The 24,927-nt window shown below is 61.7% G+C and carries 29 protein-coding genes and 1 tRNA gene; 4 read left to right on the forward strand and 26 right to left on the reverse strand.

Features of this window, described 5'->3' with window-relative positions:
- Nucleotides 1-6: 6 nt before the first annotated feature.
- From glp to C5J22_RS10655, 16 genes are all read right to left on the reverse strand, one after another.
- Nucleotides 7-1,221 (reverse strand): gephyrin-like molybdotransferase Glp, encoded by a 1,215-nt coding sequence (gene glp, locus C5J22_RS10585; protein WP_105438203.1) that lies wholly within the window; start codon nt 1,219-1,221, stop codon nt 7-9.
- 3 nt (nt 1,222-1,224) lie between these two features.
- On the reverse strand, nt 1,225-1,704 hold the full coding sequence (gene moaC, locus C5J22_RS10590) for a cyclic pyranopterin monophosphate synthase MoaC (RefSeq protein WP_105438204.1): 480 nt from the start codon (nt 1,702-1,704) through the stop codon (nt 1,225-1,227).
- Nucleotides 1,704-2,519 carry an indole-3-glycerol phosphate synthase TrpC gene (gene trpC, locus C5J22_RS10595; RefSeq protein ID WP_105438205.1) on the reverse strand — a complete coding sequence of 272 codons (816 nt, stop codon included), beginning with the start codon at nt 2,517-2,519 and terminating at the stop codon, nt 1,704-1,706. The genes moaC and trpC overlap by 1 nt, the downstream gene beginning before the upstream one ends.
- Nucleotides 2,520-2,523: 4 nt before the next feature.
- A complete protein-coding gene (gene trpD / locus C5J22_RS10600) occupies nt 2,524-3,540 on the reverse strand; it encodes an anthranilate phosphoribosyltransferase (RefSeq protein WP_105438206.1) in 1,017 nt (338 codons plus the stop codon).
- Between the two features lie 19 nt (nt 3,541-3,559).
- Nucleotides 3,560-5,443 (reverse strand): peptidylprolyl isomerase, encoded by a 1,884-nt coding sequence (locus tag C5J22_RS10605; RefSeq protein WP_105438207.1) that lies wholly within the window; start codon nt 5,441-5,443, stop codon nt 3,560-3,562.
- Nucleotides 5,444-5,561: 118 nt separating this feature from the next.
- Nucleotides 5,562-6,479, reverse strand: coding sequence for a DUF72 domain-containing protein (locus tag C5J22_RS10610; RefSeq protein ID WP_105438208.1), 918 nt, complete (start codon nt 6,477-6,479; stop codon nt 5,562-5,564).
- Between the two features lie 63 nt (nt 6,480-6,542).
- Nucleotides 6,543-6,890 carry a DMT family protein gene (locus C5J22_RS10615; protein ID WP_105438209.1) on the reverse strand — a complete coding sequence of 116 codons (348 nt, stop codon included), beginning with the start codon at nt 6,888-6,890 and terminating at the stop codon, nt 6,543-6,545.
- Nucleotides 6,891-6,985: 95 nt separating this feature from the next.
- Nucleotides 6,986-7,141: a hypothetical protein gene (locus C5J22_RS31120; protein WP_172717047.1), complete on the reverse strand. Its 156-nt coding sequence runs from the start codon at nt 7,139-7,141 to the stop codon at nt 6,986-6,988.
- Between the two features lie 243 nt (nt 7,142-7,384).
- Nucleotides 7,385-8,206: an MBL fold metallo-hydrolase gene (locus C5J22_RS10620; protein ID WP_105438210.1), complete on the reverse strand. Its 822-nt coding sequence runs from the start codon at nt 8,204-8,206 to the stop codon at nt 7,385-7,387.
- A 3-nt stretch (nt 8,207-8,209) separates the two neighbouring features.
- Entirely contained in the window at nt 8,210-8,992 is a 783-nt protein-coding gene (locus C5J22_RS10625) for a TatD family hydrolase (protein WP_105438211.1), read from the reverse strand.
- Nucleotides 8,993-9,002: 10 nt separating this feature from the next.
- Complete coding sequence (gene metG, locus C5J22_RS10630; protein WP_105438212.1) at nt 9,003-10,556, reverse strand: methionine--tRNA ligase; 1,554 nt, start codon at nt 10,554-10,556, stop codon at nt 9,003-9,005.
- A 104-nt stretch (nt 10,557-10,660) separates the two neighbouring features.
- Nucleotides 10,661-11,689 (reverse strand): DNA polymerase III subunit delta', encoded by a 1,029-nt coding sequence (locus tag C5J22_RS10635; protein ID WP_105438213.1) that lies wholly within the window; start codon nt 11,687-11,689, stop codon nt 10,661-10,663.
- Nucleotides 11,686-12,366: a dTMP kinase gene (gene tmk / locus C5J22_RS10640; RefSeq protein ID WP_105400862.1), complete on the reverse strand. Its 681-nt coding sequence runs from the start codon at nt 12,364-12,366 to the stop codon at nt 11,686-11,688. Before tmk ends, C5J22_RS10635 begins: the two co-directional genes overlap by 4 nt.
- A 70-nt stretch (nt 12,367-12,436) precedes the next feature.
- Nucleotides 12,437-13,615, reverse strand: coding sequence for a D-alanyl-D-alanine carboxypeptidase family protein (locus tag C5J22_RS10645; protein ID WP_105438214.1), 1,179 nt, complete (start codon nt 13,613-13,615; stop codon nt 12,437-12,439).
- Nucleotides 13,616-13,682: 67 nt separating this feature from the next.
- Nucleotides 13,683-14,726: a septal ring lytic transglycosylase RlpA family protein gene (locus tag C5J22_RS10650; protein WP_105438500.1), complete on the reverse strand. Its 1,044-nt coding sequence runs from the start codon at nt 14,724-14,726 to the stop codon at nt 13,683-13,685.
- 256 nt (nt 14,727-14,982) lie between these two features.
- Nucleotides 14,983-15,282, reverse strand: coding sequence for a hypothetical protein (locus C5J22_RS10655; protein WP_371412595.1), 300 nt, complete (start codon nt 15,280-15,282; stop codon nt 14,983-14,985).
- A 92-nt stretch (nt 15,283-15,374) separates the two neighbouring features.
- On the opposite strand from C5J22_RS10655, the gene C5J22_RS10660 reads away from it, so the two are divergent.
- Nucleotides 15,375-16,094, forward strand: a complete 720-nt coding sequence (locus tag C5J22_RS10660) for a Crp/Fnr family transcriptional regulator (protein ID WP_105438215.1) — start codon at nt 15,375-15,377, stop codon at nt 16,092-16,094.
- 46 nt (nt 16,095-16,140) lie between these two features.
- On the opposite strand, the gene C5J22_RS10665 is transcribed toward C5J22_RS10660, so the two are convergent.
- Both C5J22_RS10665 and C5J22_RS31125 read right to left on the reverse strand, forming a co-directional pair.
- Nucleotides 16,141-16,230: transfer RNA gene (locus C5J22_RS10665), tRNA-Ser, on the reverse strand.
- Between the two features lie 77 nt (nt 16,231-16,307).
- Nucleotides 16,308-16,454 carry a hypothetical protein gene (locus C5J22_RS31125; protein WP_172746588.1) on the reverse strand — a complete coding sequence of 49 codons (147 nt, stop codon included), beginning with the start codon at nt 16,452-16,454 and terminating at the stop codon, nt 16,308-16,310.
- A gap of 130 nt (nt 16,455-16,584) precedes the next feature.
- On the opposite strand from C5J22_RS31125, the gene C5J22_RS10670 reads away from it, so the two are divergent.
- Entirely contained in the window at nt 16,585-17,088 is a 504-nt protein-coding gene (locus C5J22_RS10670; RefSeq protein WP_105438216.1) for a hypothetical protein, read from the forward strand.
- 116 nt (nt 17,089-17,204) lie between these two features.
- On the opposite strand, the gene C5J22_RS10675 is transcribed toward C5J22_RS10670, so the two are convergent.
- The 3 genes from C5J22_RS10675 to C5J22_RS10685 all read right to left on the reverse strand — a co-directional run bounded on the left by C5J22_RS10675 (nt 17,205) and on the right by C5J22_RS10685 (nt 19,638).
- Complete coding sequence (locus tag C5J22_RS10675; protein WP_105438217.1) at nt 17,205-17,684, reverse strand: GNAT family N-acetyltransferase; 480 nt, start codon at nt 17,682-17,684, stop codon at nt 17,205-17,207.
- Nucleotides 17,685-17,760: 76 nt separating this feature from the next.
- Nucleotides 17,761-18,345, reverse strand: coding sequence for a J domain-containing protein (locus C5J22_RS10680; RefSeq protein ID WP_046633704.1), 585 nt, complete (start codon nt 18,343-18,345; stop codon nt 17,761-17,763).
- Nucleotides 18,346-18,483: 138 nt separating this feature from the next.
- On the reverse strand, nt 18,484-19,638 hold the full coding sequence (locus C5J22_RS10685; protein ID WP_105438218.1) for an MFS transporter: 1,155 nt from the start codon (nt 19,636-19,638) through the stop codon (nt 18,484-18,486).
- Nucleotides 19,639-19,922: 284 nt separating this feature from the next.
- Here C5J22_RS10685 and C5J22_RS10690 point away from each other — a divergent pair, with 284 nt between their 5' ends.
- Entirely contained in the window at nt 19,923-20,348 is a 426-nt protein-coding gene (locus tag C5J22_RS10690) for a DUF4864 domain-containing protein (protein ID WP_046606992.1), read from the forward strand.
- A gap of 9 nt (nt 20,349-20,357) precedes the next feature.
- Here the strand turns inward: C5J22_RS10690 and tgt are convergent, their stop codons facing one another.
- From tgt to coaD, 5 genes are all read right to left on the reverse strand, one after another.
- Nucleotides 20,358-21,488: a tRNA guanosine(34) transglycosylase Tgt gene (gene tgt / locus C5J22_RS10695; RefSeq protein WP_105438219.1), complete on the reverse strand. Its 1,131-nt coding sequence runs from the start codon at nt 21,486-21,488 to the stop codon at nt 20,358-20,360.
- A complete protein-coding gene (queA, locus tag C5J22_RS10700; protein WP_105438220.1) occupies nt 21,485-22,570 on the reverse strand; it encodes a tRNA preQ1(34) S-adenosylmethionine ribosyltransferase-isomerase QueA in 1,086 nt (361 codons plus the stop codon). The genes tgt and queA overlap by 4 nt, the downstream gene beginning before the upstream one ends.
- Nucleotides 22,571-22,635: 65 nt before the next feature.
- Complete coding sequence (locus C5J22_RS10705; RefSeq protein ID WP_046633694.1) at nt 22,636-23,145, reverse strand: peptidylprolyl isomerase; 510 nt, start codon at nt 23,143-23,145, stop codon at nt 22,636-22,638.
- Nucleotides 23,146-23,215: 70 nt separating this feature from the next.
- Nucleotides 23,216-23,788, reverse strand: coding sequence for a peptidylprolyl isomerase (locus C5J22_RS10710; RefSeq protein WP_105438221.1), 573 nt, complete (start codon nt 23,786-23,788; stop codon nt 23,216-23,218).
- Between the two features lie 27 nt (nt 23,789-23,815).
- Nucleotides 23,816-24,310: a pantetheine-phosphate adenylyltransferase gene (coaD, locus tag C5J22_RS10715; RefSeq protein ID WP_105430391.1), complete on the reverse strand. Its 495-nt coding sequence runs from the start codon at nt 24,308-24,310 to the stop codon at nt 23,816-23,818.
- A gap of 438 nt (nt 24,311-24,748) precedes the next feature.
- Between coaD and C5J22_RS10720 the strand changes: the two genes are divergently transcribed.
- Nucleotides 24,749-24,904, forward strand: coding sequence for a hypothetical protein (locus C5J22_RS10720; RefSeq protein ID WP_155414821.1), 156 nt, complete (start codon nt 24,749-24,751; stop codon nt 24,902-24,904).
- Nucleotides 24,905-24,927 lie beyond the last annotated feature (23 nt).

Here is a 24,927-nt window from a genome sequence, read left to right on the forward strand (position 1 = left end):
ATCACCTCAAGGGCGGATAAGCAGGATCGGGCATGGGGCGCCGGCCGGCAGTTCCGGCGCGTGCGCCGGGCGGATGATGAGGCCGTCGGAATGGGCAAAAACCTTCATCATCGACGAATCCTGCTTCACGAAGGCCTCCGCGACGAGATTGCCGTCGCGGTCCCTCGTCAGCCTGGCGCGGAGATAATCCTGCCGCTGGTCGTTGGCGGGAAGTTTGCTTGCCGCGACGCCCTGCACCTCCCTGCGCTTCTCCGGCAGGCGCGCGAGCTTGCGGATCAGCGGTTCGAGGAAGAGCAGGCTGGTGACCAGGCTCGCCACCGGATTGCCGGGCAGGCCGAGAACCTGCATTTCGCCCAGCGCGCCGACCATCAGCGGCTTGCCCGGCCGCATGGCGATGCGCCAGAAATCCAGCTCCATGCCGGCCGCTTTCAGCGTCGATTGCACCAGGTCATGATCACCAACCGAGGCGCCGCCGAGGGTCACCAGCACGTCGGCCCTGGCCGCACGGGCCTTGTCGATAGCCGCGGTGATATCCTCCGGCCGGTCGCGGACGATGCCGAGATCGAGGACCTCGCCGCCATTGTCGCGCACCAGGGCGGAGACGCCGAAGGTGTTGGAGGCGATGATCTGCGCGTTCCCGGGCGTGGCGCCGGGCGGGACGAGCTCATCTCCCGTCGCCAAGACTGCGACGCGAGGGCGGCGATAGACGGACAGCTCCGGGTGGTTCATGGCCGCAGCGACCGTCAGATGCGAGAAGTCGAGCATCGTACCGGCCGGGAGCACGGTTTCGCCCTCGGCGAAATCCTGGCCGCGGGGGCGCACATGCCGGCCCCTGATGACTTCGAACCTGGTGCGGATGCGGTCGCCTTCGAGCTTTTCGGCATCCTCCTGGATGAGGATGGAATCGGCACCTTCCGGTAGGGGCGCACCGGTGAAGATGCGCACAGTCTCGCCCCTGCCAACCGTGCCTTCGAAGGCGTGGCCGGCGGCGGCGGTACCGATCACGGTCAGTTCGGCCCCGATCGCCGGTGCGTCGGAAGCCTTGAGCGCATAGCCATCCATGGCAGATGCTTCGAAGGGAGGCTGGGTGAGGCGGGCAACGAGGTCCGTCGCAAGGACGCGGCCGTTCGCTTCGCCAAGCGCGACCGTCTCCACCGTGCCGATCGGATTGGCCTTGCCGAGCAGGCGGTTCTTCGCTTCGGAAACGGGCAGTAACGCCATTTCTCAGTCCTCTGCGCGATAGGTTCCGGATTTGCCGCCGGTCTTTTCGAGAAGGCGGATGCCACCGATCTCCATGGCCCGGTCGACGGCCTTGGCCATGTCGTAGATCGTCAGGCAGGCGACCGAGGCGGCCGTCAGCGCTTCCATCTCGACGCCGGTCTTGCCGGTGAGTTTGGCAGTTGCGGTCACCCGGAGGCCCGGAAGCTGCGCGTCCTCGGTGATATCCACGACCACCTTGGTCAGCATCAACGGGTGGCAGAGCGGGATGAGATCCGAGGTCTTCTTGGCGGCCATGATGCCGGCAAGCCGCGCCGTGCCGATCACGTCGCCCTTCTTGGCATTGCCCTCGCGGATCGTTGCCAGCGTTTCCGGCAGCATGCGGACATAACCTTCGGCGGTCGCCGAGCGGCTGGTCTCGGCCTTGTCGCCGACATCGACCATATGCGCCTCGCCGGAAGCGCCGATATGGGTGAGGCCAGCCATTATTCCGCCGCCTGGGCCGCAGCCTCGCCGGTCAAAAGAAGGCGTGTGGCGGCGGCCACGTCGTCCTTGCGCATCAGGCTCTCGCCGACGAGGAAGGTGTTGATGCCGACCTTTTTCAGGCGCTGGCAGTCCTCGTGGGTGAAGATGCCGCTTTCGCCGACGAGCAGCCTGTCGGCCGGCACCATCGGCGCCAGCCGCTCGCTCGTTTCGAGGTTAAGCTCGAAGGTGCGCAAATTGCGGTTGTTGATGCCGATCAGCGGCGAGGGGAGTTTCAGCGCCCGCTCAGTCTCCTCTTCGTCATGCACCTCGATCAGCGCGTCCATGCCGAGTTCGGCGGTAACGTCGTAAAGCTCGCGCGCCTCGTCGTCGGAAAGCGAGGCCATGATCAGCAGGATGCAGTCGGCGCCCCAGGCGCGCGCCTCGTGAATCTGGTAGGTCGCGAACATGAAATCCTTGCGCAGCGCCGGCAGCGAGCAGGCGTTGCGGGCGGCGCTCAGGAATTCCGGCGCGCCCTGGAAGCTCGGTGCATCGGTGAGGACGGAGAGGCAGGTGGCGCCACCGGCTTCGTAGGCTGCTGCAAGCGAAGGCGGATCGAAATCCGGGCGGATAAGGCCCTTGGACGGACTTGCCTTCTTGATCTCGGCGATCAGCCCGAAGGCACCGCTATCCTGCCTCGCCTTCAGTGCGCGATGAAAGCCGCGCGGGGAGGGCTGGTCCGCAGCGCGGGCCTTCAGCTCCGCAAGCGGTACGCTCGCCTTGGCAGCGGCGATTTCCTCGCGCTTGTAGGCTTCGATCCTCTTGAGGATATCCGTCATGACCTCAATCCTTTTCGTTCGAGACAGCAACCAGACGGTCGAGCGCGGCAGCTGCCTGGCCGCCATCCAGCGAACGGGTGGCAAGCCTCATGCCGTCGGCGATCGTTTCCGCCTTGCCGGCGACGACGAGCGAGGCAGCCGCATTGCAGAGCGAAATATCGCGATAGGCATTCTTGGCACCACCGAGCACGGCGCGCAATGCGGCGGCGTTGTGCACGCCGTCGCCGCCCTTGAGTTCGTCCAGTGTTGCGGGCTGAACGCCGAAATCCATCGGCGTCAGTTCGAAAGAACGGATCTTGCCGTCTTCCAGCGCCGTCACCTGGGTAATGCCCGTGGTGGTGATCTCATCCATGCCGTCGCCGTGGACGATCCAGACCGTCTCCGAACCGAGATCGCGCAGGACTTCGGCGATAGGCCCCAGCCATTTCGGCGCGAACACGCCGAGGAGCTGGCGCTTGGCGCCGGCAGGGTTTGAAAGCGGGCCAAGCAGGTTGAAGATCGTGCGGGTACCGAGCTCGACGCGGCTCGGGCCCACATGGCGCATCGCCGCGTGATGCATCGAGGCGAACATGAAGCCGATGCTGGCTTGCGTGATGCAGCGGGAGATCTGGTCGGGACCGATCTCCAGATTGACGCCCAGAACGCCGAGCGTATCGGCCGTGCCGGATTTGGAACTCAGCGCACGGTTGCCGTGCTTGGCGACCGGGACGCCGCAGCCGGCGACGATCAGGGAGGCAAGCGTGGAGATGTTGTAGGTACCGAGGCCGTCGCCGCCGGTGCCGACGATGTCGATGGCGTCGGCAGGGCCGGAGACGGGCAGCATCTTCGATCGCATGGTTTCGACCGCACCGGTGATCTCGGCAACCGTCTCGCCGCGCACGCGCAGCGCCATCAGGAAGCCGCCGATCTGAGACGGCGTCGCCTCGCCGGACATCAAGATGTCGAAAGCGCCTCGCGCCTCTTCGTGACTGAGGCTCTCGCCATTGGCAACCTTGGCAAGCAGGGGTTTCAGCTCAGGCATGGTCGGCCGTCCCTCTGGTTTACTGCAGCATGGCCTGATCGACGACGGTCTGGTTGACGGACACGCCGTAGCTTGTCTTCAGACTGTTGACCATCTGATCGAGCATGTCGTCACCGGCAGCGTTCGCCATCTGCTGCAGCTGCTGGTCGCCGGAAACCGCATCCGTCGTTGCCTGGTCCACGGCGGCCACCTTCATCAGAAGGCGGCTTTCACCGTCGGAACCGATCACGGTCGCAGTCTTGTTGACCGGGCCGGAAAAGGCCGCCGAAATCGCCTCGTTGCCGAAGATCGCGTCCTCGGCGCCACGGCGCAGGCCCTGCTTGTTTTCGACCGCTACGCCAAGTTCGGTGGCGATGGCTGCAAGCGTCTCGCCCTTGTCGAGGCGGCTCTTGAGCTCGGTCGCGCGGGCGGTGAGCGCCTGGCGCTGCTGTTCGGCGGTCCAGTCGGCAACGGCCTTTTCGCGCACATCGGCGAGCGGGCGGTCGCGCTCGGGCACGATGTTGCGCACCTCGAACCACACATAACCGTCATTGCCGAGGTTGACCGGAATGGTGTCGGCGCCCGGTTCGGTCCGGAATACATCGCCGAGCAGCGCGGTGGAAGCCGGCAGTTCGGTGACGCGCTGCTCCTTTTCGTCGCGGCCGGAGGCATCTGATGTCACGGTGACGGCCTTGAGGTTGAGCGCCTTGGCAGTCTCCTCGAGCGGGGTGCCGCCGCTGCGCATGTCCTCGAAACGGTCGTGAACGCTCAACACTTCCTGGGACGCGGAAGAGACGGCAAGCCGCTTGCGGATGTCTTCCTTGACCTCGTCGAACGAACGCGTCGTCTCCGGGCGGATATTGGTGACGCGCAGGATGACCGGGCCGAACGTGCCGTCGATGACCTGCGTCGTTCCGCCGCTGGCAGCAACCTTGAAGGCCGGATCGGCAAAGGCCGGATCAGGCACGTTCTCCCTGGTGAAATCGCCGAGCAGAACGTCCGTCGCCGTCTTGCCCTGATCCTTGATGATCTGGTCGAAAGTGGCGGTACCGTCCTTCAGCTGCGTCACGGCCGCCTGCGCCATTTCCTTGTTGGGGAAGGGGAGCTGCTCGATCGTGCGGGTTTCGTGCGTCTTGAAGCTGTCCTTGCGCTTGTCATATTCGGCGCGCGCTGCTTCGTCGGTGATCGAAGATGCATCTGCGATGTCGCCCGGCTGCAGCTTCACATAAGCGAAAGTGCGGTATTCGGGTGCGCGGTAACGGGTCTTCACGCCCTCGAACCAGGCAGCGAGCACATCGTTTGCCGGCGCCTTCACCGGATCGATATTGGCGTTGGAGAGCAGGATGTAGTCGATCGTGCGGGTTTCGTCGCGATAGCTCTTCAAGGCATCGACCAGCACTTTCGGCGGCTGGAAGCCATCCGAAACCGCCTCGACGATCTGGCTGCGGACCGCGACCTTGCTGCGTTCCTTGATGTAATCATCCTCCCGAATACCGGCGTTGCGCAGGCGAGAGGTAAAGAGGTTGCGGTCGAACTGGCCGTTGACGCCCTTGAAGGCCGGGTCCTCGGCGATCAGGTTGGCGAGGCGGTCTTCCGAAAGGCCGATGTTCATGTCGTCGGAAAGCTGATCGAGCGCGGCGCCGGCTGCGAGCTGCGTGAACACCTCGTTCTGGATGCCGAAGGCGCGGGCCTGCTCGGCAGTCAACTGCGTCCCGAACTGGCGGCTGAGATTGGCGATCTGCCGCTGGTAGGCGAGGCGGAATTCCTCGCTCGAAATCTGCTGGTCCCCGACGGTCATCACCGTGTTGCCGCCGGTCGTCACCAACGACTGAGAAGCACCCCAGACGGCAAACGAGGCAACCAGAAGCAGGAGAAGCGACTTGGCAACCCAGGAGCGGGCGGCGTTTCTGAGGGAATCAAGCATCGATCAACATACCTTGCGAACAGTCTTACCGCCCGGAAAAGGCGGATTGAAGGACTGTCTCTAAATCAAACCGAGATAGAAATGAAGGCATGCCGATGGAAAAGCGAAAACCTCTCGTTCAGGCGCGTCTGGCGGTCTTCGCAATCGACGAAATCGGCCCCGCATCAAGCCGGTCGGCGAGGGCCTGCGCATCTCGCGGCGCGCGCACTTTCACGTCGTTGTCGAAGTAGACATAGACATCCAGACCATGCGCCCGCGGCGGGGAAGGTGGCCCCATGCGTTCCGCGTCTTTCGGATCGCGGCCCTTCATCCATTGGCGGATGAGCTGCGCCCAGCGGTCGAGCGCCTCGTCATCATATCCGCTGACATAAAGCTGTTCTGAGCCGTGCAGGCGGCAATAGACGAAATCGGCGGTGAGATCCATCAGCAGAGGCCACTCGACCGTGTCTGCGACAACCAGGCCGACCCTGTAGTGGCGCAGCAGGTCGATGAAATCCTGCGAGCGGAAGCTGTCGTGGCGAATCTCCAATGCATGGCGGATCGGCCGATCCGCATCCGTCTTCACATAGTCGCGCCCGTCGAGGCGCGAGTCGTGCCGCCCCGCGAGGTCGACGGCATCTCCCGTGGTCTTCGGCAGCAGCTTCAGAAACGGCTCGAAACGTTCCGCCGAAAATTTCATCCGCGGGGGAAACTGCCAGAGAACTGGCCCCAGCTTCTTGCCGAGGCGCAGGACGCCGGATGCCAGGAAATTGGCGAGCGGCGTTTCGATATCGGTGAGGCGGCGCATATGGGTAATGTAACGCGACCCCTTGATCGCGAAGACGAAGTCGTCGGGTGTCGCGTTATACCAGGCGGCAAAGCTCTCCGGCCGTTGAAGTCCGTAGAAGGTGCCGTTGATCTCGATCGAGCGGAAATGCTCCGCGGCGTAGGTCAGCTCCTGCTTCTGCGGCAGACCCTCGGGATAGAACACGCCGCGCCAGGGCTTGTAGGTCCAGCCCGAAATGCCGATGCGAATATCGCCCGATCTCTTCTTCATCGCACCACCTGACGTCATGGTGGCCCGAACACATCTATGGCGCGCCGGTTCCCGGCATCCGCTCTATTTCGTGAAGATGAAGAAGGCTCCGAGCGCGATGAAACCGAAGCCGACGATCTGCTTCCAGTGAATTGGCTCGCCAAGATAAAGCACGGAGAAAATGACGAAGACCGAGAGCGTGATGATCTCCTGAATGGTCTTCAGCTGGGCTGCATTGAAGTAACCGTAGCCGATGCGGTTTGCCGGCACTTGGGCCCAGTATTCGAAGAAGGCGATGCCCCAGCTCACCATGATGACGAGATAGAGCGGCTTGCTCTCGAATTTCAGGTGCCCGTACCAGGCGAAGGTCATGAAGACGTTCGACAGAATCAGAAGGCCGATGGTGACGAAGGGCGTGGCGCTTGCAAACATGGTGGGAGAATCCGTGAGGGCTGCTAATGCCGTACGGCAATCATGTTCGCACGCGAAAGACAAGCATGTTCGAGCACTCGAGCAGCACGGACGTTTTAGTGAAACGTTTCGGGACGAACTTCGTCCTCGAGAATGCGGAAGGCTTCGTAGAGCGCCTCGACCAGGATGTCGGTCAGCTTGTCGGCGTCGTTGTCCTGAAGAAACAGCGCGAGCGACTGTTCGGACGGCTGATGGGTAGTTTCGTTCGACATATCATTGTCCTCAATCTGAGCCGGAATCATTCCGGGTGAGGCCGACGTTAGGGACGCTTGCTTGCGCCGAGCTTGACGAAGAGGCCAACGGTCTGTCTGGGAAGCCTCAGTGGGAGGGAACGGGTGTTCGTCGGTAGCGTTCCCGATGCGATACAAATATCGCATAAGATAGATTATGGAACTAGGCTATATGCACCCAGGCCTGGAAAACCTGGGTTTGCGGCTGCTCCACTCTGCCAGAGATCAGAGATCGAGCGCAACCTCGAACGCGAGACCGTCATAGGCTGGTTCGACATGCTGCGGCGTCTGCGCCATCACCGTGTCGTAGTCGAGCGGAAGATGCATATGCGTCAGGATCGCGTGTTTCGGCGAAAATTTCGCGATCCATTCGAGCGCCTGCTCGAGCGACAGATGGCTCGGATGATATCTGTACTGCAACGTGTCGATGATCAGCACGTCGAGCCCGCCGAGCCTCGCCACGCTTTCATGTGGAAAGTCGCTGACATCGCTGCAATAGGCCACGTCGCCGATCCTGAAACCCAGCGAATGGATGTCGCCGTGCACCTGCAGATGCGGCAGGAAACGGATCGGTCCGCCCGGCCCGTCCACGACGATCGGCTCGTCCATGGTGTCGATCAGGAACGGCCGGACGATCGGCGGATAATTGCCGCCCGGCGGCGTTTCCAGGCAATAACCGAACCCCTGGCGGATCCGGTCCATGGTAACCGGATCGGCGTAGATCGGGATGCGATGGTGCTGCAGGATGAAATAGCCGCGCAGGTCGTCGATGCCGTGCAGATGATCCGCATGGGCGTGGGTGTAGAGAACCGCATCGACCCGCTGCACATTCGCGGAGATCATCTGTTCGCGAAAGTCAGGACCGGTGTCGATGACCACCACGGTGCTGCCGCCATCGGGCGCGATCTGCTCAACCATGAAGGCGGCACGCGTGCGGCGGTTCCTCGGGTTGTTGGGATCGCAGGCGCCCCAGTCGCCATTCAGCCGCGGCACGCCCGGTGACGACGAGCAGCCAAGAATGGTGAAGCGCCGCAGATAGCTCGCCACAGGTCAGAGCCTCGGCATCTTGGAGAAGATGCGGAACGCGTTCTCCGTGGTAACCTTGGCTATTTCCTCGTAGCTGACGCCCATGCATTCGGCGAGCACCTCGGCCGTATTCACCACATAGGAAGGCTCGTTGCGCTTGCCGCGCCAGCGCTTCGGCGCCAGATAAGGCGCATCAGTCTCGACCAGCAACCGATCGAGCGGCACGGTTCTGGCGATCGTGCGCAGGTCTTCCGATTTCGGGAATGTCAGGATTCCTGAGAAAGAGACATATCCGCCGAGTTCCACGCCGATGCGGGCAAGGTCTACGCCCGACGAGAAGCAATGCAGGATGAAAGGAAAGGCCCCCTTCCCGCTTTCGGTCGTCAGGATCTCGCCCATGTCCTCGTCGGCGCTGCGGCTGTGGATGACCAGCGGCAGACCGGTTTCCCGGGCGGCCGCGATATGGCGGATCAGCCCGGTCTTCTGGTCGGCCGGCGTCTGCGTGTCGTAGAAATAGTCGAGCCCGGCCTCGCCGATCGCGACGATCTTCTCATGCGCATTGGCGAGCCGCACCAGGTCTTCGGTCTCAATGTCCAGTTCCTCGCCGGCATTATTCGGATGCGTGCCGACCGAGCAGAAGACCGACGGATACCGCTCGGTCAGTGCCAGCAGTCCGTCCAGTTTTCGAACCCGCGTCGAGATCGTCACCATCTGGTCGACGCCGGCCTCGTGGGCGCGCGACACGATCGCGTCGCGCTCCTCGGCAAAATCGGCAAAATCCAGGTGGCAATGGGTATCGATCAGCATGGATAGGGCCTTATGCGCTCGCTTCCGGCGCCACATAACGCGGGAAGACCGGCGTCGGGGCTTCGAGCGGCGTGCCGGGCTTCAGGCGGCCGGCTTCGCCGAGCGCCGCGAAATCACGGCTGTCGGCCGGAGAAGCCACGAGATCGAGCAGCTTGGCCGACGATTCCGGCATGAACGGCTGCAGCAGAATGGCGATCTGGCGCACGACCTCCGCCGTCACGTAGAGCACCGTGCCCATGCGGGCCGTATCTGTCTTTTTCAGCACCCACGGCGCCTGCGCCGCAAAATAACGGTCGGTCTCGGAAACGATACCGATGATCGCCGCAAGAGCGCGGTTGATCAGCTGCTTGTCCATTTCCTCGCGGCAGATGGCGATCAGGCCGTCGGCCGCGGCAAGCAGTTCCCTGTCGGCGTCGGTGAGCTCGCCCGGCTCCGGAACATGGCCGTCGCAATTCTTGACGATCATCGACAGCGAGCGGCTGGCGAGGTTGCCGATGCCGTTGGCCAGATCCGCATTGACGCGGGTGGCGATCAGCTGGTCGTTGCAATTGCCGTCCTGGCCAAAGGAAATCTCGCGGCAGAGATAATAGCGCACGTAGTCGAGCCCGAACTTCTCCAGAAGCTCGAACGGATCGACGACATTGCCGACCGACTTCGACATTTTCTCACCGGCATTCAGCACGAAGCCGTGGGCGAAGACGCGCTTCGGCAGTGGCAGCTTGGCGGACATCAGGAAGGCCGGCCAGTAGACCGCATGGAAGCGGATGATGTCCTTGCCGATGACATGCACGTCCGCCGGCCAATATTTGGCGCGCGGGCCGTTCCGGTCTTCCATATAGCCGGTTGCGGTGATGTAGTTGGTCAGCGCATCGACCCAGACATACATGACATGCGCCGGATCGTTCGGTACTTTGATACCCCAATCGAAGGTGGTGCGCGATACCGACAGGTCCCGCAGGCCGGATTTCACGAAGGAGATCACCTCGTTGCGGCGCTCGTTGGGGCCGATGAAATCCGGGTTTTCCTCGTAGTGCTTCAGCAGCTTGTCGCCGTATTCGGAGAGTTTGAAGAAGTAGCTGGACTCCTCAACCCACTCCACCGGCGTTCCCTGCGGCCCGTAGCGGACGCCGTCGCGCACCGACGTTTCGTCCTCGGCATAAAACGCCTCGTCGCGCACCGAATACCAGCCGGCATAGGTATCCTTGTAGATATCGCCGTTGTCGGCCATCCGGTTCCAGATATCCTTGGAGGCCTCGTGGTGGCGCTGCTCGGTGGTGCGGATGAAATCGTCGTTGGACGCGTTGAGCAGCTTGCCCATCGCCCGGAACTCACTCGAGTTGCGCTCGGCAAGCGCTTCCGGTGCAATGCCTTCGGCGCGCGCCGTCTGCTGCATCTTCTGGCCATGTTCGTCCGTGCCGGTCAGGAAGAAAACATCCTTGCCGTCCAGGCGCTGGAACCGCGCCATGGCATCCGTCGCGATCAGCTCATAGGCATGGCCGATATGCGGCTTGCCGTTCGGGTAGGAAATCGCAGTGGTGATGTAATAGGGCGTCTTGTCGGACATCAGGGGCACTCGGGCACTTGGATTTGGATCATGCCGCTCTTAGCGCATGTTTCGCTGATGCGAAACACAAAGTTCCTTATGCGGTTCCCGCCCCTGCCCTCGGATCAGCGCCGCGCGGCATCGAGGATCGACAGGATCGTCTGCTTGCGGTCCAGATTGTAGGCCTGCGCGATGGTGATCTTCTCGGTCATGTCGCTGACCAGTTTCGCCTGCCGGTCGGCAGTCGGAAGATCGCCGGCAAGGGCCGCGTTGCGCGCCTTGGCGATCAGGTGATCGCTCAGGTGCTCCAGGAAAAAGCCGAAGATCACTTCGCTGTCCTTGCCGGACAGCACATCCGCCAGCCGGTGCATCGCCTTTCGGGCTGTCGGACCATCGGCCGCGACCACCTCCTCGAAGGCGGAGATGATCTCGGTGCCGCCATAGTTCAGGAGTTTCAGCGCCTGGGAAACGCTGCCCTTGGACTTGGCCAGCACCATCTCCTGGGTCTTGCCACCGTCGAGCGGCGTACCCAGGCCTGCGAGCGCCTTCGCAAGATCCCGGTCACCGAGCGGCGACAGCCTCAGCGACTGGCATCGCGAGCGGATCGTCGGCAGCAGTTTTCCGGGTGCATGCGAGAGGACCAGGAACAGCGCACGGCGCGGCGGTTCCTCGAGGATCTTCAGGATGGCGTTCGCCGCATTGCGGTTGAGATCGTCGGCCGGATCGATGATGACGATCCTCCAATTGCCGGTGCCTGACGTCTGGGAGAAGAAATGCCCGGCCCGGCGCACCTCATCGACAGTGATCGCAGTTTTCGTCTTGCCGGTCTTCTCGTCCACCGGCCGGGTGAGATGCAGGAGGTTGTGCGAGGCGCCGGACGCGATCTGCCGACTGACGGACGAATTGAGATCGGGATCGGCGAGACGATCGGGCGCAGTCGCGGGATCGGGATGCGAAAGCACGTGGTTGGCAAAACGGAAAGCGAGCGTCGCCTTGCCGATCCCCTCCGGCCCCTCGATCAGGATCGCGTGGTGCCCCTTCCCCGAGCGGTAGCTGCGCGCCAGAAATTCCTCGGCGGCCTGATGCCCATAGAGATGCGGATTGCGCGCCGGCGGCACGGCGCCTTCCAGAATGCCGGCGGTTTCCTCGCTCATCCGACCGATTCCGCGCTGCTCTTCTGGGTAAAGCTCAGTTCCCGCACCAGCGGCTCGACGATCGCGAAAATCTCGTCGGCAATCTCGTCTTCGGAGCGCTCGGCGTCGACCACATAGCAGCGTTCCGGTTCCGCCTCGGCGATTTCGAGATAAGCCTCGCGGCGTTTTTCGTGGGTTTCGATCTCCTCCCGCTCAAAACGATCGGGCGCGCTGTCGGCGCCGCGCTTGCGGGCGCGTTTCAGCCCGACCTCAGCCGGCAGATCGAGGATCAGCGTGCAATCCGGCACCACACCGTTGATCGCCACCCGCTGCAGCGCCTCGATGTAATCGGGCTCCAGATTGCCGGTGACACCCTGGTAGACGCGTGAGGAATCGATGAACCTGTCGCAGAGCACGACGGCGCCGCTTTCGAGCGCCGGCCGGATGACTTCCTCGACATGGTCGTTGCGGGCGGCGGCAAACAGGATCGCCTCCATCCGCACGCCGAACTCTTCCGCAGCCCCCGAGAGCAGAACGTGGCGCACGGCTTCCGCCCCCGGCGAGCCGCCGGGCTCGCGGGTCATCAGCACATCATGGCCACGGCGGCGCAGCTGATCTGCGAGCCGGCGAATCTGGGTGGATTTGCCAGCCCCCTCGCCGCCTTCGAAAGTTACGAACAATCCGGAATGTTCTGCCACGCGTCTTTCCGCACTCAATTTTATGCTTCAGCTTATAACGCATATGGGTGCGCTGCGAAACATCGTGTTGTCAAAGCCAGAAGAACATCAGTTCGAGCAGCGCGTCCGTTGCCTGGCTGACGAGGCTGCCGGTTTCGATCGGCTTGGCCGTTACCAGCGGCACTTCCCGCACCACCCGGTCGCCCGAAGAAATCCTCAGCACGCCGACATCCTGGCCTTCGGTCACCGGGGCCCTCAACGGCCAGCGATAGACGATTCGCCCGGAAAGGCGGTCGGGATTATTGGCCGGCAGGTAGATATCGACCGGTTCTTTGGCGATGAGATCGACATGGCTCGACGTGCCGCCGTAGATACTCGCCTGGCCGATCACCTCGCCCTGCTTGAACAGGACCTTGGTCTCGAACGAGGAAAGCCCCCATTCGAGCACCCTTCTCGCTTCCTCCAGCCGCTCCTTGTCGCTGGCAAGCCCACCCATAGCAAGGAAGAGCCGCGTGCCGTTGCGTGCCACCGACGCCACCAGCGCATAACCCGAACCTTCGGCAAAACCGGCGCCAAGGCCGTCGACGCCGATATTGAGCGAAAAAAGCGGGTTCTTGTTGCGCTGGAAGATCTTGTTCCAGGTAAAATCCGGCTGGGCGTAGATCGGATAGAATTCCGGATATTCGCGAAAGATATGACGAGAGAGCTCGACGAGGTCGCGGGCAGTCGTGCGGCTCTCCGTATCCGGCAGGCCGGTGGAATTGCCGAAGACGGAACGACCGAGCCCGAGATCCTTGGCGCGCGCCGTCATCCGGGATGCAAATTCGGCTTCTGAACGGGAAATACCTTCCGCCAGCACGATGCAAGCATCGTTGCCGTTCTGGACGACGACGCCCCTGATGAGGTCTTCGACACGGATCTGGGATTTCAGCGCCGCGAACATGGTCGTGGTGCCCGAGGGCGCCCCGCCGGTGCGCCAGGCAAATTCGGAAACCGGGAAGACGGTCTCACGGCTGATCTCGCCCCGCTTCAGCGCACTGAAAACCACTTCCATGGTCATCAGCTTGGCGAGCGAGGCCGGCGGGAAGCCCTGGTTTTCGTTGGAGGCGAGCAGCACCGTGCCGGTCTTCGCCTCGACCATATAGATCTGCTTCGCCTTGGTCACGAAGGCGGGCGGCGGTTCCTGCGCGTTGACGGCTCCCGAAGGCGCGCCGGTTTGCAGGAATACTTGCAGCAATACTAGGCAAAGCAGAATCAGCAGGCGCCGCATGATCACCCCACGAACCGTCCTTCCCCATGCCTAGCAGTGGCGATTGCACCCTGCAATCGCCCATGAACTAGCGCACGGGCTTTTGAGCGGCCTTGGGACCTTCCAGCACCATGTTGCCGAACACGACCTGCGGAGTTTTTGCCTGAGGAGCGGATGAATAGGCGGTTTCCAGGTTCCGGCCCTGCGACGACCGCGCCTGAGCTTCTACGGGGGAGGAAGAGGCGACCTGCCGGTTCTGCGCGGGAGCAACCCCGGCAACCGGCCGTTCGATCGGGTGCGGGCCGACCTGCGGCAATGCCGAGAAATTCTCGAAAGCCTGGGGTGCGGAAGCTGCCGGCGCCAGGCCGCTCGGCGTGCGGCCTGCCAGCGCCATCGGACGCGGCATGGCCGAGCCGTAGCTCTGGAGCTGGTCGCCCAGCGTCTGGTTCGACGCGACCATGACGCCGGTTGCGATCTGGCCTTCCGGTCGGATCGACGGCAGGCGATCGCCCTTGCGGATGTAGGAGGCCATCAGGAACGGCATGTCCTTGCCGTCCATGCGGGCGCGGCCGACATACTGCACGTTGACCTTGGCAGTGCCGATCCGCTTCATATCCAGCATTTCGGCGGTCTTGTCGGAAACGTCGATGATGCGGCCCGGATGATAAGGGCCGCGGTCGTTGACCCGGACGATGACCGAGGTGCCGTTGTCGATATTGGTCACCCGGGCATAACTCGGCAGCGGAAACGTCGGATGCGCGGCCGAGAGGTGGTCGCTGTCATAGACTTCGCCATTGGCGGTCAGACGGCCGTGGAAGGCGGACCCATACCAGGAGGCAAGACCGCTCCGGTTATAGTTCGGATCTTCCTTCGGAACGTAAGTCTGGCCCTTCACTTCATAAGGCTGGCCGACCATGAACCGGCCGCCGCCCTTCGGCACCGGCCGGCCGTCGCCGACCACGCGCGGGCTCGCCTTGACGCCATATTCCTTTTCGGAAAAATACTCTTTGCTGCGGGGTTTCGACTTCGGTGCCTCTGTCGTAGCGCAGGATGCCATCCCCGCGCAGACCATCGTTATCCCGAGCCATTTCGCACCCAGCGAAAGCTTGCCGCCACTCACACCCAAACTCATCCGTCCCATGCCGCCTTCACTGCATCAGGCTGCGAACGATCCTCGCGATCGCACCGCCTTACACAGCCATTGAACCGGTCCGGGACATACCCCTATGCCGACGGACACAATGGAGGCGAACTTTTGCTAGCATCGCGGCAAAAATGCGAACGAAAATAGGGGAAAAGATAAAATTCTATTTGATATGGTTAATAATACACTAACGACGATTACTCGCAGCCAAGATTAACTTCGCAGGAATCCAGGTATTGCACAGTCATAGTTCCGGATCATCATGCCATTGTGTCTGGAACGACAGCTGGCCGGTAAATACCGACTGCCCAGACTCGTTTCGCACCTCGATGGAGATCGAGCCCTTCCCCCGCTCGGGAAATTCCTCGCGGGCGATGTCGGCCAATATCCGGCTCACCTCCCGGCTGATCTCCTCGCGGGTCGATATTTCCTGACCCTCATTGTCACGCACAGGCCCGTCGCCATTGATCAAATCGAAGAAATATCGCGCCATTCCATGCTCGCTGCCTTGAGTATCTATCGACCGAATTTCCTTCGCGGGCATTTGTTCCCGCCCAGTGGTCAGTGTTTCCGAGGGATCTATATGGCCTCCTCATCCGTTCTTTCGCTGGATATTGACACCCACCGAGGACAACCGTGATCGACTCCTTACTTCTCAACCTGGAACAGCATGACCTTCTCACCGATGAAGAGCGCGACATCCTCAGGCGTATCGTCGGCCGTGAAAGGCGCTTTCTGGCAGGAGAAGACCTGGTGGTCGAGGGATCGAGACCCTGCTACAGCAGCCTGCTCGTCGATGGGTTCGCTGCCCGATACAAACTGACGGCGGAAGGCTCGCGGCAGATCACGGCGCTCCACGTCGCCGGCGATTTCGTGGATTTGCATGCCTTCCTGCTGAAGACCATGGATCATGGCGTCATCGCGCTTTCTCCATGCCATGTCAGCTTTTCCGACCATGCCGACCTGAAGCAGGTGACGGAACAGCATCCCCACCTGACCCGGATGTTGTGGCTCGATACGCTGGTCCACGGCTCTATCCACCGCGCCTGGATCGTCGCGATGGGGCGGCGCTCCAAAGTCTCGCACCTCGCCCACATTCTTTGCGAACTCTATGTCCGGCTGGACGTGGTCCGCCGCACCAACGGCTGGAGCTTTTACCTCCCGCTCTCGCAGGGCGAGATGGCCGACGTGCTGGGATTGTCGCTCGTCCACATGAACCGCGTCATCCAGACCCTCAGGCGCGAACGCCTGATCTCCTGGTCCAACCAGACGATTACCATTCTCGACTGGGAACGACTGAAGGACGTGGCAGAATTCGATCCGACCTACCTCAGTCTGTCCGTGGAGCCGCGGTGAGAGGCGTGGGGGAAAATTACGGCGCGGTATCATGATACGCCAATATTGGCGGAAGAGGTGGGATTCGAACCCACGGTACGGTTTCCCGCACGCCGGTTTTCAAGACCGGTTCCTTAAACCACTCGGACACTCTTCCATCCGGCTGATAAGGTTGAGAAATTAGCCATTTGCTGATTTCGCCAAAGCGGCAATTGCTACCGATTTGCTACCCAATCATTCGATGGCTGGCTTTTTAGCAGCTTTGATCGCAGCGTCAACTTGCTCGGCAGCATTCGCCTGCATGCTCGGCATCACGTCGGAGTAGAGGTCAGCATAACCCCGGTTGTCGAGTGAACTCTTCTTCGAGATCAGCAGCGCCAAGCTGGGCGGGCTCCCTCGCCTCGTATTGCTCCTTACGAGCATTCGACAGGCTTTTGCGCAGAGATACAACAGGGAGTTGACTTCCAGTAAAGTGGCTTGCAAGCATTGCTCCGAATTACAGGGGGTTGTTATGCGTGCATTTTGGGTTGCTATAGGCTTGGTTGCGGTCTCGGCGAGCGTCGTAGACGCCGGCTTTCAGGCTTGGACTGTCGATACAGAAGACGATCCTTTTTCCAAGGGTACACGCGTGACGGTAGATTTCATGTCGTCACTTCGTTCTGGGGTGTTGTTCATCTGCGATAGCGCGGAATCCGGCCTATTGATCCGAGCTATTCCAGGATTTGCTCACGAACCAATCCTCAAGGGTATTGTCCCAAAGATCGAAATCGCAATAGACGGCAAGCTGCTATTTGGTCAGGATGGGGAAACTGGTGCGGTCGGGGACAATTTGGCTATTTCTCAAACGATGCTTTCGCCGGACAACGCAAAAAACTTTGCCACAGCATTCTCCGCAGCTGCCAAACAGATCGCAATCAAGGATGGCATTTCAGATCGACCGCACCTGCTGACTGCGCGTGGTTCGACGAAAGCTGGAAAAGCCCTCGTTGCGTGCATGGATCGTCAAAAACCATAGTGGCGATATGCGTGCTTCCAAAGACCGAACCGAGCAGGTCCCGTCTTCCCAACTCCAAGGCGGCTCGCAATCGCTTACTAACGGTCACGCGTCCAGCGTCAACCTCGCCTACCCCATCAGCCCTCGGCAAAGCTCTTCAGCGTCTCACCTGAAAGCCGATAGCGGATCCACTCGTTCATCGGCTCTGCGCCGATCGCCTCGTAGACCCGGATCGCCGGTTCGTTCCAGTCGAGCACGCTCCATTCGAACCGGCCACAACCGTTCTCGACGGCGATCTGCGCCAGCCGCTTCAGCATCGCCTTACCGGCGCCGAGGCCGCGCGCTGCCGGCGTCACATACAGGTCTTCGAGATAAAGCCCGTTTCTCGCCTGCCAGGTCGAATAGCTGAAGAACCAGATCGCCATGCCGACAGGCACGCCGTCCTGCTCGCAGACCAGCGCCCTGGTCACCGACGTCTCGCCGAAAATGGAGCTTTCGATCGTCTCGACGGTGGCCGCGACCTCGTGCTCGGCCTTTTCATAGATCGCCAGCTCGCGGATGAAACCGAGCAGCGCCGCGGCATCCCCGCGGACACCCTCCCGTATGGTCAATGCCATCGAAAACCCTTTGAATTGAATGGGCTGAAGCTATGTCTTGAAGCTGACTTCGGTGTCAAGAGACGTGCCGCGGCCCTCACTCGGCGGCGGTCTTGATCTCGATCACTTCGACCTCGTAGGAATACCCGTCCAGCATGCCGTAGGCCTGCTCGATATTCTCGATCTCGGTCTCGGCCCTGCCGATCGCGTCGTTGATCGCTTCACATCGGGATTTCAGCATGCGGCCCAGCACGTCCGTCTCGGGCTTGCGGCCGATACGGTCGATGTGGTTGCGGATGCGGGCGCGGTGGCGCTCCATCTCCAGGATATGGAAGCGGGCATTGACGATCTTGTCGGTCAGCTTGCGCCGTATGGCGGCGACCGGATCGAAACTTCCCGGCTCGCGCTCGTCGAGGATGATCTCGTTGACCAGCGTTTCGAGAATCACCAGCCCCTGGAGATCCTTGGTGTCGGCGAGTTCCGGGTCGTAACCCGTATCGTCGTAGACTTTTCGGCGTACCGGATCGGAGAGCAGTTCATAGGACACGGTCAGTTTTCCGAATGCATCGACGTCGCCGCCGGCATCCGGGTGAACCGTTTTCGCGCGTTTGCGATAGGCGGACTTGATGGCTACGCCATCCGCCTCGCGCGAAACACCAAGCATCTCATAAGGGTCGATCACAGTGTCACCTGTTTTCGGCAAATCCGGTTTCATTGTCTAACGGCTAAGGCCAGCGGTCTCAACCCCTCACCGACTCTTGTGGCCAATTATGGGCAGGCCATATCCTTGCCGGATTTTCCCACAGGGCAATCAAGCCGGCTAGCGGCGCCGGAGCGGCCATGACGGGCCGCGGCCCTCGGCGACGGGCGCCATCAGGAAGCTGACCAGGACGCAAGGCAGCAGCACCAGGAAGGTCGCGACGAGATCGACATGTTCGGCAATGAAGCCGAGCAGCGGCGGCACGCCGATCGTCGACAACATCAGCGTCAGGCCCAGCGCCGCGAGGTTTTCCGACGGCTGACCCTTGCCAAGCTCGATCGTCGTCGAGACCGCCAGCGGGTAAGCGAGCGCCACGCCGCAGCCGATCAGGAAAAGCGCCAGGCCGGAAAGCGTCAGGCTCGGCGTCGCGACGAGAAGGACAATCCCAAGAGCGACTGAAACGGCCGAGGCACGCACCAGCACCATGGATCCGAAACTGTCCCGCAGCATGTCGCCGGAAAGTCGCGTCAGCCCCATGCCGACGGTGAAGGCGGCATAAAGCACGCCGGCAATCGCCGGATCGGCCTTCAACTGTTCGCGCAGAAAAAAGATGCCCCAGTCGTAGACCGCGCCCTCGACGATGCAGAGGCCGAAAACCATGACGCAGATCAGCACGATCATCCTGTCCGGAAGCACATATGCCCCGCGCTTGTGATCGGGCCGCGTTTGCGGAGACGCCTCCCTGGGGGTGATCCAGAACACCAGCAGGCACGCAGCGACGACGAAACCAGCGGCCATGATCTGCTGCACGAAGGGCGTCACCGCCTTTTCCGCCAGGAAGCCGGAACAGAGGGAGCCGGCCAGCAGGCCGACCGACCAGAAACCGTGGCTGCGGGACAGCACCTTCCGGCCGGTCCGCTGTTCTATGCCGGCGGAAATCATGTTGGCAGCCACGTCGAAAATCGTGCGGAAGAAACCGAAGAGAAAGAAACAGATTACAAATCCCACGACCGGAAAGACGGTCAGCGCGGGCGTGAGCATGGCGCAGATCGGCAGAGTGACGAGTGCCGTCAGCCGCGGGGTAAAGCGGTCGTTGATACGTCCTGCGAGCGGCAATGCGAGAAAGGTACCGACAGGAGCGCTCAGCAGCGCCAGACCGAGGCCAGCCTTGTCGATTCCGAGCGACGCCTGGATAGCCGGCAATCGCGTGAACAGCGAAATGAACAGGATGGCGTTGCTGAAATAAAGCAGGGCCGGCGGTAAAAGGTTTTTCATCGAAATTGCATGTCCGGGCGAATCAATATTCCCGCCGCATTCCTGACAGTGTCGGCCGATACCGACAAGCCGCGATAACGGGACCCCGCCCTGCGCCTCCGATGGCCGGAATATCACGAAAATGTGCGGATAACGGCAGTGGTTGCTTCAAGGCGTCATCATTCTGTAATCATTCGGATTCGTTTGCCTTCAAGAAAGGCGTTGCGCAAAAAACTCGCAGGCGCCATCTTCTCCTTGCGCCCAAAGGCGCTAGCCTTCTGGTGCTCGCCGTTGGAGAAAGCCCGATGCTGGTTCGATATCTTGCAGTCGTTCTGTGTTTCGCTCTCTGTTCCTTCACCGCCGTCAAAGCCGAGGATCCCGTCGCCAATGCCCAGGCGGTGATTTCCGGCCAGATCGCTGCGCTCATGCAGGATGACGCGGAAAAGGCCTATTCCTTCGCCTCGCCCGGGATCCGCAGCCTCTATCCCAACAAGGACCGGTTCCTGGATATGGTGCGGAAAACCTACGAGCCGGTCTATCACGCCGGCAACTACGCCTTCGGCCGCTCGAAGATGATCGGCGGCGGGGAAGTGGTGCTGCAGGAAGTGATGATCAGCGCCAGGGAAGGCAAGGACTGGACGGCCATCTACGAGATGCGGTTGATGGACGACGGGTCCTACAAGGTCAACGGGGTGCGGATGATCCGCAACACCGCCAGCCAGGGTATCTGACAGCGTCGATCAGACCGGATCGATATCGCCCTTCGCCCACATTTCCTGGGTTTCGGCGTAGAAATCGGCGAACCGACCCTCGGCGATCGCCTGGCGGATGCCCTTCATCAGATCCTGATAGTAGTTCAGGTTGTTCCAGGAGAGCAGCATGCCGCCAAGCGCCTCGTCGGCGCGCACCAGATGGTGCAGATAGGCGCGGGAATAATCGCGGGCGGCCGGGCAGTTCGATTCCTCGTCCAGGGGGCGCATGTCCTCCGCATGGCGGGCGTTGCGGATATTGACCTTGCCGCGGCGGGTGAAGGCAAGCCCATGGCGGCCCGAACGGGTCGGCATCACGCAATCGAACATGTCGATGCCGCGCGCTACCGATTTCAGCATGTCGTCCGGCGTGCCGACGCCCATCAGGTAACGCGGCTTTTCGAACGGCAGAACGGGAAGCGTCGTTTCGAGCATTTTCAGCATGACGTCCTGCGGCTCGCCGACGGCAAGCCCACCGACCGCATAACCCTTCAGATCGAGCTGTTTCAGGCCTTCGGCTGAGCGGATGCGAAGTTCGGGCTGGTCGCCGCCCTGGACGATGCCGAACATCGCCTTGCCCGGCTGGTCGCCGAAAGCGACGCGGCAGCGTTCGGCCCAGCGCAGCGACAGCTCCATCGCTCGCTCGATTTCCTTCGGCTCGGCAGGCAGCGCCACGCATTCGTCGAGCTGCATCTGGATGTCGGAGCCGAGCAGGCCCTGGATTTCGATCGAGCGCTCCGGCGACATGTGGTGCAGGCTGCCGTCGACATGGCTCTTGAACGTCACGCCCTTCTCGTCGAGCTTCCGAAGGCCCGACAGCGACATGACCTGGAACCCGCCGCTATCGGTGAGGATCGGATGTTTCCAGCGGATCAGCTCATGCAGGCCGCCAAGCCGGGCGACGCGCTCCGCGCCCGGGCGCAGCATCAGGTGATAGGTATTGCCGAGAATGATATCGGCGCCGGTATCGCGCACCTGGTCGAGATACATGGCCTTGACCGTGCCGACCGTGCCGACCGGCATGAAGGCCGGGGTGCGGATCGTGCCCCGCGGCATGGTGATTTCGCCAAGCCGCGCGCCGCCATCGGTGGCCTTGAGATTGAACTGGAAAGTCTCGGTCATCGGTTGTCCCGGAAAAGAAGGCTGGAATCGCCATAGGAGTAAAAGCGGTAGCCGGTTTCGATCGCGTGCAAATAGGCCGCACGCATCGTCTCCAGCCCGCAGAATGCTGAGACGAGCATGAACAGCGTCGATCGCGGCAGGTGAAAATTGGTCATCAGCATATCGACCGCCTTGAAGCGGTAGCCCGGCGTGATGAATATGCCGGTCGCGCCGCTCCAGGGTTTTACCGTGCCGTCATCGGCAGCCGCGCTCTCGATCAGGCGCAGCGAAGTGGTGCCGACACAGACGATGCGCCCACCGGCGCGTTTCACCGCATTCAGCCGGGCGGCGGTCTCGGCGCTGACATGGCCGATCTCCTGGTGCATCTTGTGCTCGGCCGTGTCGTCCGCCTTGACCGGCAGGAAGGTCCCTGCCCCGACATGCAGCGTCACGAAATGCCGTTCGATGCCGGCAGCATCGAGGTTCGAGAAAAGCTCCGGCGTGAAATGCAGGCCCGCCGTCGGCGCCGCGACGGCACCCTCCTCGCGGGCGTAGATGGTCTGGTAGTCCTTTTGGTCCTGTGCGTCTTCCGGACGCTTGGCGGCGATATAGGGCGGCAGCGGAATGTGCCCGACCGCCATGATCGCCTCGTCGAGCGCCGGACCGGAAAGATCGAAGCGCAGGGTGACTTCGCCGCCCTCGCCCTTGGCTTCCACGGTTGCGGCAAGCGAACCGATCAGGCAGGCATTGCCACCATGGCCGAATTCGATCCGGTCGCCGATCTTGATGCGCTTGCCCGGTTTGGCGAAGGCCTTCCAGCGATCGGGGGCGACGCGCATATGCAGCGTCGCGGAGACCTGCTGGCCACCCGCTCCTTCGCGGTGGCGGATGCCCTCGAGCTGCGCCGGTATGACCTTGGTGTCGTTGAAGACCAGCGCGTCGCCCGGTTTCAGGAAACCCGGCAGATCGGACACGCGGTGATCGGCAAGCACCGGCTCGCCTTCCGGCCGCACGACGAGCAGCCGGGCGCTGTCACGCGGGCTGGCGGGCCTCAGCGCTATATTTTTTTCCGGGAGATCGAAGTCGAAGAGATCGACGCGCATGGATTTTCCAAAAAAGCGAAGCCCGCCCCGCCGACAGACGGAGCGGGCCATTCGTTCCGTCGAGATCAGACGTCGGCGGCGACGCGCACCGAAACGATCGAGTCCGGATCCTTGACCGGCTCGCCCTTCTTGATCTGGTCGATGAAGTCCATGCCTTCGATGACCTGGCCCCACACGGTGTACTGCTTGTTCAGCCACGGGGCGTCGGTGAAGCAGATGAAGAACTGCGAGTTGGCCGAGTTCGGGCTCTGCGAACGGGCCATGGAGCAGGTGCCGCGGACATGCGGGACGGCGGAGAATTCAGCCTTGAGGTCCGGCTTTTCCGAGCCGCCCATGCCGGCGCGGGCCGGGTTGAAGCTCTCGGAACCCTGCTTGCCGAATTTCACGTCGCCTGTCTGCGCCATGAAATCGGGAATGACGCGATGGAAAACCACGCCGTCATAGGCATTCTCGCGGGCAAGCTCCTTGACGCGGGCGACGTGACCCGGCGCCAGGTCGGGCAGAAGCGAGATGACGACCTTGCCCTTGGTGGTTTCCATGATGAGGGTGTTTTCCGGATCTTTGATCTCGGCCATATGCTTTCTCCTTAATTCGGCACCCGATTATCGTCTGCGACAGGGGCGCCCTTCGTTTAATTCCTGCGGCCTACTTCTTACCGACGGTGACCTTGATCATCTTGTCGGGATTGGTGACCTCGCCATTGCTGCCCTGGCCGCGCTTGATCTTGTCGACCAGTTCCATGCCGGACACGACCTTGCCGACGGCGGTATATTGGCCGTCCAGGCTCGGATATTTGGTGAACATGATGAAGAATTGCGAGTTCGCGGAATTCGGATCCTGCGACCGCGCCATGCCGACGACACCGCGCTCGAACGGCACTTTCGAGAATTCGGCCGGGATATCCGGCATTTCCGAGCCGCCCATGCCGGCGCGAGCCGGGTTGAAGCTCTTGCCCCCCTGCTTGCCGAACTCCACGTCGCCCGTCTGCGCCATGAAGCCGTTGATGACCCGATGGAAGACGACATTGTCGTATTCGCCCTTGGCGGCGAGCGCCTTGATCTGCGCCACATGTTTCGGCGCAACTTCCGGCATCAACTGGATCACCACCGGGCCATCCTTCAGCTCTATGGTCAGGAAATCATCCGGCGCGGCAACAGCCGGCAGGACCATGGAAGCGAGGGCGAAAGCGCCGGCGACGGCAAGACGAAGCAGTTTCATGGAAAGATCTCCGGGGTTCGGAAACGATCAGCGTTTCAGCTTGTTGTTCAGGGCCTTCAGGACCGCGGCAGGCACGAAGGCGCTGACGTCGCCGCCCATCGCCGCGATCTGCCGGACCAATGTGGCCGTAATGGGCCGCGAGGCGGTGCCTGCGGGCAGGAAGACGGTCTGGATATCCGGCGCCATCTGCCGGTTCATGCCTGCCATCTGCATTTCGTAGTCGAGATCGGTGCCGTCGCGCAGGCCGCGGATCAACAGGCCTGCGCCGTTGGCGCGGGCAGCATCGACCACCAGCTTGTCGAAAGAAACAACCGATACATGGTTGGCTTTGCCCGGCAACGCTTCGGCAAGCGAGGCGCTGATGAGTTCGGCCCGCTCCTCGAAGGTGAACATCGGCACCTTTCCCGGATGAATGCCGATCGCGACGATCACCTTGTCCGCGACATTCAGCGCCTGGACGAGCACGTCCAGATGTCCGTGGGTCATCGGATCGAAAGAACCGGGATAAAAAGCGGTGGTCATGCCGAGGTCCGGAACTGTTTCAGCGAAATTTCACGCGCCTTTTGTCACGGAAGCCGCCCAACCGCAAGCATCTCCCAATTCTGAACGAAAGATGAATGGCCCGTTCAAGGGCGTTTCAGCGGCGCCATGGTCTTATGACGATCGTGGCGGGCGAAAGACCCGTGCGTATCTCGGGAGAAACGACGACAAATGCTGGCTTTGATGGTGATGGGAGCCGTGGTTCTCGCTTTTGCATTGGAGGCTTTCGTAGTCGCCTTCGGACCGGAAGAAGCCTGAAAAAGACTTCGAATTCTGAACGCCAGATGAACAGAGCATTCAAGGTCGCTTCAGAGCCACACGGTTAAGTATCTCTCAAAATGCGGTGGAACCTGTTTGCGCGATGCGCGTTCAGGCTAACAAGAAGGACAGATGGCGATGATCGCGAGAAGGAAAACGATCATGCTGGACAAGATCACCATGATTAACCTGGTCTGGACGGCCATGATTGCGGTGATGCTGACGGCTACGGTAACCCTTTATCAAGATAAATCCCAATTGGCAGATCTGAATTATCCGCAAGTAACGGGCCGTTATAGCGATCTCTCGTACTACTGAGGCGGATACACGGACGAGAAAGG

It is taken from the genome of Neorhizobium sp. T25_13 (assembly GCF_002968675.1).
In the GTDB taxonomy this organism is placed as follows: Bacteria; Pseudomonadota; Alphaproteobacteria; order Rhizobiales; family Rhizobiaceae; genus Neorhizobium; species Neorhizobium tomejilense.